This is a genomic window from Streptomyces luteolus (assembly GCF_029968015.1).
GTDB classification, from domain to species: Bacteria; Actinomycetota; Actinomycetes; order Streptomycetales; family Streptomycetaceae; genus Streptomyces; species Streptomyces luteolus.
In genome coordinates this window covers 1-1,281 of sequence record NZ_JASCIS010000108.1, presented here as the reverse complement: position 1 = coordinate 1,281, position 1,281 = coordinate 1, and the positions used below count along the sequence as shown (strand labels likewise).

2 protein-coding genes are annotated in these 1,281 nt (G+C 67.8%); both read left to right on the top strand.

The window, feature by feature from the left end:
• The first annotated feature begins 63 nt into the window (after positions 1 to 63).
• Positions 64 to 372, top strand: coding sequence for a transposase (locus QIT00_RS38675; RefSeq protein WP_223659499.1), 309 nt, complete (start codon positions 64 to 66; stop codon positions 370 to 372).
• Positions 369 to 1,241: an IS3 family transposase gene (locus QIT00_RS38670; protein WP_282540187.1), complete on the top strand. Its 873-nt coding sequence runs from the start codon at positions 369 to 371 to the stop codon at positions 1,239 to 1,241. Before QIT00_RS38675 ends, QIT00_RS38670 begins: the two co-directional genes overlap by 4 nt.
• The last annotated feature ends 40 nt before the right edge of the window (positions 1,242 to 1,281 follow it).

Below are 1,281 nucleotides of genomic sequence, written 5' to 3'. Positions count from 1 at the left end.
TGGGCTTGATCCGCTTTGACGGACATCCGAGAACAGGGGTTCTGCCCCGGAAGGATGTCCATCATGGAGAGCATGGGGAAGAAGAAGCCTCGGCCTCGCCGTTCGTTCACTCCGGAGTTCAAGGCCGAGATCGTCGAGCTGTGTCGACGCGGTGACCGCTCGGTCGGCCAGGTCGCCAAGGACTTCGATCTGACCGAGACCGCGGTGCGGCTGTGGGTCAGCCAGGCCGAGGTCGACGCGGGCGAGAAGGACGGCTTGACCAGCAGCGAACGCGAGGAGTTGGCGGCTTTGCGGCGGGAGAACCGCCGACTGCGCGAGGACGTCGACATCCTCAAGCGGGCCACGGCTTTCTTCGCGAAGGAGACCCGGTGACGGTGCACCCGTTCATCGAGGCGGAGAAGCAAGGCGGTCACAACGTCAAGCGCGCGTGTGAACTGCTCAAGGTCTCCCGCACCGCCTTCTACGCCCGCCGCAACGGCAAGCCTGGTCTCCGCGCGGTCCGGGACGCCGAGCTGACCGAGAAGATCACGGCCGTCCACGAGCGTTCGCGCGGAACCTACGGAGCCCCACGTGTCCATGCCGTGCTCAAGCAGGAGGGCGCTGAGTGCGGCCGGCGCCGGGTTGCCCGGCTGATGCGGGCGGCCGGACTTGCGGGCCGTCATCGCAGGCGACGGCAGGTGACCACGGTGTCTGACCCGCGGGCCGCCGCCAGGCCCGACCTGGTCGTCCGCGACTTCGCCCCCGATGCGGCCGCCCTCGATACCCGTTGGTGCGGCGACATCACCTACGTCCCCACCGAGGAAGGCTGGCTCTATCTGGCCACCGTCATCGACATCGCCTCGCGCCGGGTGGTCGGCTGGGCGACCGCCGAACACCTGCGGACCGAGCTGGTCGCCGACGCCCTGCGATCCGCCTGCCGACAACGTCGTCCCACCCGCCCGGTGATCTTCCACTCGGACCGAGGCTGTCAGTACACCAGCCAGCAATACGCCGCCCTGGCAGCCGAGTTGGGCATCCGACTGTCGGTTGGCCGCACTGGTCAGTGCTGGGACAACGCCCTCGCCGAGTCGTTCTTCGCCACCATCAAACGCGAGTTGCTCGACGCCGCCGTCTGGCCCAGCCGGGCGGCCGCCCGCACTGCGATCTTCGTCTTCATCGAGAGCTGGTACAACTTGCACCGACTGCACAGCAGCCTCGGCTACCGCAGTCCCGCCGACTACGAGACCGCACTCGCGGCCTGACCACCACAACGAGAGTGTCCGTCAAAGCGGAACAAGCTCA

Excerpts from the sequence above, each read along its gene's own strand:
- QIT00_RS38675 (WP_223659499.1), top strand. The coding sequence starts at position 64 with ATGGAGAGCATGGGGAAGAAGAAGCCTCGGCCTCGCCGTTCGTTCACT.